The 8,513-nt window shown below is 34.7% G+C and carries 7 protein-coding genes; 5 read left to right on the top strand and 2 right to left on the bottom strand.

Annotated features, from left to right (window positions below; translation table 11 throughout):
• The first annotated feature begins 153 nt into the window (after positions 1 to 153).
• Together ACNDLV_RS07860 and ACNDLV_RS07855 are read left to right on the top strand one after the other, a co-directional pair.
• Positions 154 to 1,299 carry a glycerate kinase family protein gene (locus tag ACNDLV_RS07860; protein WP_006587303.1) on the top strand — a complete coding sequence of 382 codons (1,146 nt, stop codon included), beginning with the start codon at positions 154 to 156 and terminating at the stop codon, positions 1,297 to 1,299.
• A gap of 148 nt (positions 1,300 to 1,447) precedes the next feature.
• The gene (locus ACNDLV_RS07855) at positions 1,448 to 1,813 is read left to right on the top strand and encodes a pyridoxamine 5'-phosphate oxidase family protein (RefSeq protein ID WP_006586680.1); all 366 of its coding nucleotides are present in this window, start codon (positions 1,448 to 1,450) and stop codon (positions 1,811 to 1,813) included.
• A 493-nt stretch (positions 1,814 to 2,306) separates the two neighbouring features.
• Here the strand turns inward: ACNDLV_RS07855 and ACNDLV_RS07850 are convergent, their stop codons facing one another.
• Entirely contained in the window at positions 2,307 to 2,546 is a 240-nt protein-coding gene (locus tag ACNDLV_RS07850) for a DUF2922 domain-containing protein (RefSeq protein ID WP_006586681.1), read from the bottom strand.
• Positions 2,547 to 2,574: 28 nt separating this feature from the next.
• The gene (locus ACNDLV_RS07845) at positions 2,575 to 2,784 is read right to left on the bottom strand and encodes a DUF1659 domain-containing protein (protein ID WP_006586682.1); all 210 of its coding nucleotides are present in this window, start codon (positions 2,782 to 2,784) and stop codon (positions 2,575 to 2,577) included.
• Positions 2,785 to 2,978: 194 nt separating this feature from the next.
• Between ACNDLV_RS07845 and ACNDLV_RS07840 the strand changes: the two genes are divergently transcribed.
• The 3 genes from ACNDLV_RS07840 to ACNDLV_RS07830 all read left to right on the top strand — a co-directional run.
• Positions 2,979 to 6,197: a type I restriction endonuclease subunit R gene (locus ACNDLV_RS07840; RefSeq protein ID WP_006586684.1), complete on the top strand. Its 3,219-nt coding sequence runs from the start codon at positions 2,979 to 2,981 to the stop codon at positions 6,195 to 6,197.
• A gap of 18 nt (positions 6,198 to 6,215) precedes the next feature.
• Entirely contained in the window at positions 6,216 to 7,868 is a 1,653-nt protein-coding gene (locus ACNDLV_RS07835; RefSeq protein WP_006586685.1) for a type I restriction-modification system subunit M, read from the top strand.
• 22 nt (positions 7,869 to 7,890) lie between these two features.
• Positions 7,891 to 8,513: restriction endonuclease subunit S domain-containing protein (locus ACNDLV_RS07830; protein ID WP_498883071.1), on the top strand; the 623-nt coding region annotated here is incomplete at its 3' end.

Below are 8,513 nucleotides of genomic sequence, written 5' to 3'. Positions count from 1 at the left end.
AAAAATTTGACAGTTTCAAACTTCTTTTTAAGAGAAAAATTAACTAAATCTACTATATATACTCCTTAATCATTTATAACTTAAAAGTTCCGATTTACTTCGGGGCTTTTTTGTTAAAATAAAAATAAATTCAATACAGAAAGAAAAATTAATATGAAAATTTTAATTGCTCCAGATTCTTATAAAAATTGCATGGCTGCTCGTCAAGTAGCTGTAGTGATGAAGAAAGGACTCAGTCGGATATTTCCAAATGCTGAATATGTTCTTGTGCCAATGGCTGATGGTGGGGAAGGGACGGTGGATGCCTTAGTTAGCGCTACTAATGGTCAGTTTGTTGATGTCCAAGTTCATAATCCTTTGAACCAACTAGTCATAGCAAAGTATGGCTTTTTAGGAGATAAAAAAACAGCCGTAATTGAAATGGCAGCTGCTAGTGGTATTCAATATGTCGATAAGAAAACAATGAATCCCATGATTACTACCAGCTATGGTACTGGAGAAATGATTCAAGATGCAGTTAGGCGTGGAGCTAAGCAAATTATTTTGGGGATTGGTGGCAGTGCAACTGTTGATGGTGGCTGTGGAATGGCTCAAGCCCTTGGTGTTAAATTGCTGGATAAAAATGGTCAAGCTATAAAATTAGGTGGTGCAGGTTTAGCTGATTTGACTCATATTGATATTAGTCAGGTACCAGAACAGATTAAAAAGATAAAAATATATATTGCAAGTGACGTAACTAATCCATTAACTGGGTCACAAGGTTCAGCTGTTGTTTTTGGTCCCCAAAAAGGAGCAACTGAGCAAATGATTTCGGTTCTGGATCAGAATTTGCATCATCTTGCTCAAGTTGTTAAAAATGATCTTCAAGTGGATTATGAAGCAACTCCTGGCAGTGGTGCTGCAGGAGGTTTAGGATTTGGTTTACTAGCATTTACCAATTCAGAAATGAAACAGGGGATTGAGCTAGTAACAGATTTTGCGCAATTAGCAGAAAAAGCTAAGGGAGCAGATTTAGTGATTACTGGTGAAGGTAGTACTGATTTTCAAACTAAATTCGGCAAAACCCCATATGGTGTAGCTCTGACAACCAAAAAAGTGGCTCCACAAGCTCCAGTTGTTGTTTTATCAGGGAATATTGGACCAGGTGTTGAAAACTTATATGAAAATAATGTGATTGATGCAATTTTTTCGACTCCAAGTGGGGCAAAAAGTCTTGAACAGGCAATTAAAGATGCACCAGAAGACATAGCTCTTGCAGCTGAAGAGGTAGGTCGTTTAATAAAAAGCATTATTAAATAACAAGCACTAATAAAATGTTATTATTTTAATACTGTTTAAAAAGTTCTTGTTATTTATTAAGCAAATAAATTGTTTTTATCAATTTTTTGGACTATTCTAAGAGCAGAGTAAAGCTCTAGAAATTTATTGCAGAAGGAAAGGTATTAATATGAAGAAATTAGAAAGTACTAAATTAACAGCAGATCAACAAAAATTCTTTACTGACAAGCTTGCATTTGTATCATCAGTAAGTAAAGATGGTGAACCACAAGTTGGTCCTAAGGGTTCTTTGAACGTTGTTGACGAAAGCCATTTGGCATGGGTTGAAGTAACTCACGCACACTTATGGGAAAATGTACAAGCTGGTAGCAAGGTAGCTGTTGTAGTTGCTGATGTTCCTAGCCATACTAACGTACGTGTAATTGGTACTCCACATGTATCAGAAGACAAGGAATTCATCGAAGCACAATACAAGAAGACTGGTAAGACCAGCGGTGATGTTGTTGTTATCGACATCGAAGAAATTGATGCTTAATTAAAAAGGCTTTTAGAAGAGCGATAACCTAATTTTGGGTTATCGCTTTTTTATATTCTCTATGTTTAACTAGAATATTATTCCTAAAAAATTAGATAAATTCTATCATTTAAGAAATTTGTCAAGGGATATTTAATTAAATAACAAATTGTGTGTTAAATATAAGTGCTTTTAGGAATTGTTTTATTTAATTCTTCAAACCTATTGATTTTTTCTATGTTTATTGCTTAAATAATATTAGAATAATTGTTACTAATTGTTGCTGTGGGGGCATGGTTTAACAATTAAAGGATGTTCTTTTTTTAGGCTAGAATAAATATGGGTAACAAAATATTTCAATTTATTTAATAGAGATCTTAGTTGTGGGAGATTAAGACTCAGTGGGGTTAATTAATAAGAATATCCTTTATATACAAAAAGAAGCACCAAATTATGGTGCTTCTTTTATTTTATAATGCTGATTAATTTTTTAGCTTCGGTAGCGATTAATTCACTAGTCTTGATTAGACTTAGTGTCATCAAACAAAGTTGTTGTAGTTGTTTCAACGTATTTAGCCATACGAGCAGAGTGATATGGGTCAACTCCATCCTTGTTAAATGCATGTGCATCGCTAATATTCTTCATCGCTTGACGCACAACTGCTTCATCAAGGCCATCCTTAGCATTTGGCAATGATAAAGTGGTGTTTTTATTTTCACTATTGATAAAACCTAATTTTAAAACTTTAGACATGATATTGACTCCTTACTATTTCAAAAAATTAAACTAACTTGATATTTTGCTTTTGGATTAAGATAGCATCTGATAAAGTATCGCCTTGCAAGCTACTGAGGGCTTGACCTACTTGGGCAAGAGCAGAAGCAGTTGCATCTTTGGCAACATTTTTCAATGTGCGTGTTAATTTACCGTTGGTGTAACTTTCTGATGAAAAAGTATATTGGACTGATTGTTCTAATAATTCAAAATTCATAGTTATTCTCCTTATATCTAAATCATGTAAGTCATGCGCGCAATTGCCTTACACTATATATAACGAATGGGAGAAGCAAAACACGCCAAATTTTTTGTAGAGATCGGGGGGAAGTTGAATAAGTCGGGCTTTATTAAGGCCAGTTTCTTGTATAATATAAACTATAGTTTAATTACAACGAAAGTGGGTTATTCATGATTTACGATAAAGAGGATATTTTTGAAAACTCCTTAATTGAATATCTATCAACTGGCAAGGTTCCTCAATATGAAATTAATGAACCAAGTCAAAATTATGTTATTGATACTTTGCGTAAGCAAGGTAGAAAGCAAATTTGGCAATATTTACCTAATGTAAAGACTACCCCTGCTCTTTGGCAAAACTTCAAAAAGATTTTGGAACAACATAATCAAGACAAGCTTGATGGGCCATTGTCAGAAAATGAATTTGCTCAAGTAAAGAAAGAGATTTCTTCTTTGAATACACCATATCAAGCTGGTCAATTCTTATATGGTGTAAATGGGATTAGTCAAATTGAAATTGACTTAGATGATGGGCGACACGTTTTTTTGAAAGTCTTCGATCAAAAACAGGTTGGTGCTGGAGATACGGTTTATCAAGTTGTAAATCAAATTCAAAGACCAGCAGTAATTCACGGAAAACAAGAGCGTAGATTTGATACAACGCTTCTTATCAATGGCTTACCAATTATTCAAATTGAAGAAAAGAAAGATGGCATTTCAGCTAATGAAGCATTGAATCAAATGCATCAGTATATTGAAGAGGGTCAATATAGTGACATCTTTTCTACAGTTCAAATTTTAGTAGCAATGTCTCCTCATGAATGTTTATACATGGCTAATACTACAGCTGATAAATTCAATAAAGATTTTGCCTTTCACTGGCAACGAAAAAAAGACAATACCCAGGTCAATAATTGGCTTGAATTTGCGGATACAGTCTTGAGTATTCCAATGGCCCACCAAATGGCTACAAGTTATATGATTTTGGACGGTACTCCTAATAATCAAATGCTTAAAGTCATGCGACCATATCAGGTTTATGCAACGCAGGCAGTAATTGAAAAGCTCAAGCATTGGGACTTTGAATATGGTGAAAATCGCGTTGGTTATGTCTGGCACACAACTGGATCTGGTAAAACAATTACTAGTTTTAAAACAGCTTGGCTTGCTAGTCGCTTGCCTAACGTTGATAAAGTGGTTTTCTTAGTTGATCGAATTGCTTTAACTCGGCAAACGATGGAAAAGTACCACGCCTATGATCCAGAAGCAAGTGAAGATGATTGGGGCAATGTTCTTGATACACGTAACACTACTGACTTGAAGAATAAGTTACGTAAACGTGGTAGTGATATTATCGTTACTAGTGTACAAAAACTCGAGACATTGGTTAAACGTGATAGTTTTAAAGACCCTGACAAGAATATTGTCTTTATCGTTGATGAAGCTCACCGTTCAACTGGTGGGGATGCTTTTAGTTTGTTAAAGAAAGCCTTTAAGAAAGGGGCTTGGGTTGGCTATACTGGTACGCCAATGTTTGATGATACAACAGCAAATGGTGTAAGAACTCAAGATGTTTTTGGAGAGCCACTTCATATCTATACCATTAGAGAAGCAATTAGTGATGGGAATGTTTTGCGGTTTAAGGTTGACTTCCAAACAACTATTGATGAAGACAAGATGAAGAGCGATTTCTTGCCTGAGTTTTATCATCAAAGATATCCTAAATGGACTGAAGCAGATATTAAGCACAAGATTGAAAACTTGCAACCTGATGATATCGATGATGCCATTGGGCCAACTTTTTATGATGAGAATAAAGAACACGTTAAATTAGTTGTTGAAGATATCTTTAAGAATTGGCGTAATCGTTCAAATGATGGGCAATATAATGCATTACTGACAACTCACGTAGGTGGTAATCGTGCAAGTACTCCAATGGCTATGATGTACTATGATGAATTTCAAAGAGTTAATGCTGAACATCAAAAAAATGGTGGCTTAGTTCTAAAAGTTGCGGTTACCTTCTCACAAAGTACCGGTAATGACGACAACATGGTTGAAAACAATAAGAATTTAAGTCGTGCAGTAGACCTTTATAATGCCCAGTTTGGTACGTCATTTGGAATGGATGATATTGCAGGATATACTGCTGATGTTGTTTCAAGACTGAATAAGACGGCCTTTGATAAGAACTACTTAGATTTGGTTATTGTTGTTGACCAATTATTAACTGGTTTTGACGCTCCAGGATTGAATACCTTGTATGTTGACCGAATCTTAAGAAATGCCAGCTTAATTCAAGCATATTCAAGAACTAACCGGATTGCTGATATGCAGACTAAACCTTTTGGAAGAATTGTTAATTATCGTTGGCCGGTTGAAAATGAAAAGTTGATGAATAGAGCCCTTTCTATTTATGCAAATAAGTCTTCGGCCTTTAGTCAAGATAAATTACTAAAGGATGATGATAATCCAGTTACTGTACCATCATATAAAGAACAAGTTAATGAAGTAAGAAAAACTATTGACCGTCTTAGAACGCTCACAAATGATACACTTGAAGAAGTTCCAAAGTCTGAAGAAAATCAAAAAGAACTAAAACAATTACTTCAAAAATATAGTCGAGAAATTGAAATACTTAAGCAATATGATCATAAAATTGATGAGAATGGTGAAGAAGTTGGTTATGATTATGAACATCCTGAAAAATTACTTTCACAATTGGGTATTTCTGAACAAGAAGAAAAGAAAATTACGACAGTATTACCTAACTTGATTAAAACAATAAATCCAGTAAATCCGGGTAATCCTTTGCCAGACATCGACTTGCGTATGACTCACATTAAGGAAGTCGTAATTAATTATGATTATCTTACTCACTTGATTGAAGAACTTATTAATAAGGTTCATGAAGATGATAAAGAAGCAGTTCGTAAAATTCAGGATAAGATTAGAGAATTCACTTTATCAATGGATAATCGAGCTTATGCTAAGCAAATTGAACGGACTAGTAGAGCAATTGTTAATAAGCAATATCCTAAAGATGCTGAAAATCAAAAGTATCCATATCATATTGAAGATGTTCATGAAGTGATTTCTCAAGCTAATGAAACTGAAATCGATGATATTATTTATAAATTCAGAATTAAGTGGGGAATTGCTGATGTAGTAACTACCGAAGAATTAAAGTCGATGTTTGCTAACCACCGTCTTGGCCAAAAAGATTTAAACGATTCTGGAAAAATTGATGCAATTAAAAAAGCCGCTGCTGAAACATATAAAAAACGTGCAACGGATGAAAAAGTTGTTAAGTTATCAAAAATAAAATATAGAAATTCACTTGCTGATGCTATTTATGAGTTGGCAGATGAACTTAAGAGAGAAATTTAAGAGTAGGGAAGAGAATAAATGTCAGAAAAAGATATCACAACTAAATTATGGGCGATGGCTAATGAACTTAGAGGAAATATGGATGCCTCAGAATATAAAAATTATATTTTGGCGTTCATGTTTTACCGTTATTTGTCTGAACATCAAGAGGACTACTTGGTGAAAAACGATATTTTAGACATCGAAGATGGTGAAAGTGTTAATGACGCATATGTTCGAGAAGCTAGTGGGGAAGATTTAACAGATTACTTAGAAGATATTGCATCAAGTTTGGGGTATGCAATCGAACCCCATGATACTTGGGCCTCATTAATTAAGCGTGTTCAAGATAAAGAAGTAATTCCAAGTGATTATCAAGACTTACTTGATCACTTCGCTAAGAATACTGAATTAGCAAACAATAAGACTGCTAGTCAAGATTTCCGTGGAGTTTTCAATGATGTTAATTTAGGAGATTCTCGTCTTGGTAGCAATACCAATGATCGTGCTAAGTCAATTAGTAAGATTGTTCAGTTGGTAGATACTATTGAATACAAAGATGAAAACGGAAAAGATATCCTTGGGACAATCTATGAATACTTAATTGGTCAATTTGCAGCTAGTGCTGGTAAAAAGGGTGGGGAATTTTACACTCCATTTGAAGTTTCAAAAGTTTTAGCTAAGTTGGTAACTGCAAACTTAAAAGGTGAACCAGAAGAATTCGAAGTATATGACCCTACTTGTGGTTCAGGTTCATTATTGCTTACTGTTCAAGGTGAAGTTCCTGGCGGTAAGAAGCCTGGTGTTGTGAAGTTCTACGGTCAAGAAAAGAACACTACTACTTACAACTTGTCACGAATGAACTTGATGATGCACGGTGTCGAATTTACTAATATTCACTTGTCTAATGCTGATACACTTGAAGCAGATTGGCCAGATGGACTTGATGCCCAAGGGGTTGACCGTCCTAAGACTAACTTTGATGCAGTTGTTGCAAACCCACCATATTCAGCTCACTGGGACAATAACGAAAACAAGTTAAAAGACCCACGTTTTTCAGCTTATGGGAAGCTGGCACCAAAGACCAAGGCTGATTATGCTTTCGTTCTTCATGGGTTATACCACTTATCACCTGAGGGAACAATGGCAATTGTTCTTCCACACGGTGTCTTGTTCCGTGGTGCAGCCGAAGGTGTAATTCGTCAAAACATTATTGAAAAGAACTACCTTGATGCAGTAATCGGCTTGCCAGCTAACTTATTCTATGGCGTAAGTATTCCTACAATTGTGCTTGTCTTTAAGAAGAATCGTCAAAATAAAGATATCTTCTTTATTGATGCTAGCCGTGAGTTTGAAAAGGGGAAGAATCAAAACAAATTAACTGAAGAAAACATTGATAAGATTATTTCAACTTACCTTAAGCGTGAAGATGTAGATAAGTATGCTCACAAAGCAGAACTTGATGAAATCAAGGAAAATGACTACAACTTAAACATTCCACGTTATGTAGATACATTTGAACCAGAACCACCAGTTGACTTAGGAAAAGTTGCTGATGAACTTGAAGAAGTTAACCAAAAGATTGCCGAAAATAAGAAAGAACTGTTAGAAATGTTAAAAGAATTAACGACAGATGATGATGATTTACGGGCACAATTGGACAAGTTTATTAGCGTGTTTGAGAAGAACTAAGAGAAAAGTGGGGTGAAAAATAATGACAGATGATTTGATGAAAAGCAGTGGTAGCAGGGATGCTGGCAATAGCACTCACGCTGATGAACAACGATTGTATCCGAAGGTCAGATTTCGTGGGTTTGATGAGCCTTGGAAGAAAGTTAAGTTGGAGGAAATAAGTGAACGAGTAAATGGAAATGACAATAGATTTAATCTCCCTGTATTAACTATATCTGCTAAGACAGGATGGATGACTCAAGAAGATAGATTTTCTGGTGATATTTCTGGCAAGCAAAAGAAAAATTATACTTTATTACACAAAGGAGAATTATCATATAATCATGGTAATTCAAAAGTAGCTAAATATGGTGCCGTTTTCAGTTTGCAGAACTATTCTGAAGCGCTTATTCCTCATGTATATCATAGTTTTAAAATCATAAAGGAAACCACTCCAGTTTTTATTGAAAACTTTTTCAAGAAAAAAGATGTGAATAAGCAATTACGGAAGTATATATCTTCATCTGCCCGAATGGATGGCTTACTAAATATTAGCTATTCAGATTTTATGAAAGTTCATCTGTTTATAAGTCAAAAAATAAGTGAAACTAAACAAATAGATAAAATCTTTGAAATTCTAAATTCTCTTCTTTCTCTTCAACAACG

Source organism: Lactobacillus fornicalis (genome assembly GCF_055362665.1).
The sequence above is the reverse complement of the archived record's forward strand: the minus strand, read 5'-3'. Positions and strand labels throughout refer to the sequence as shown.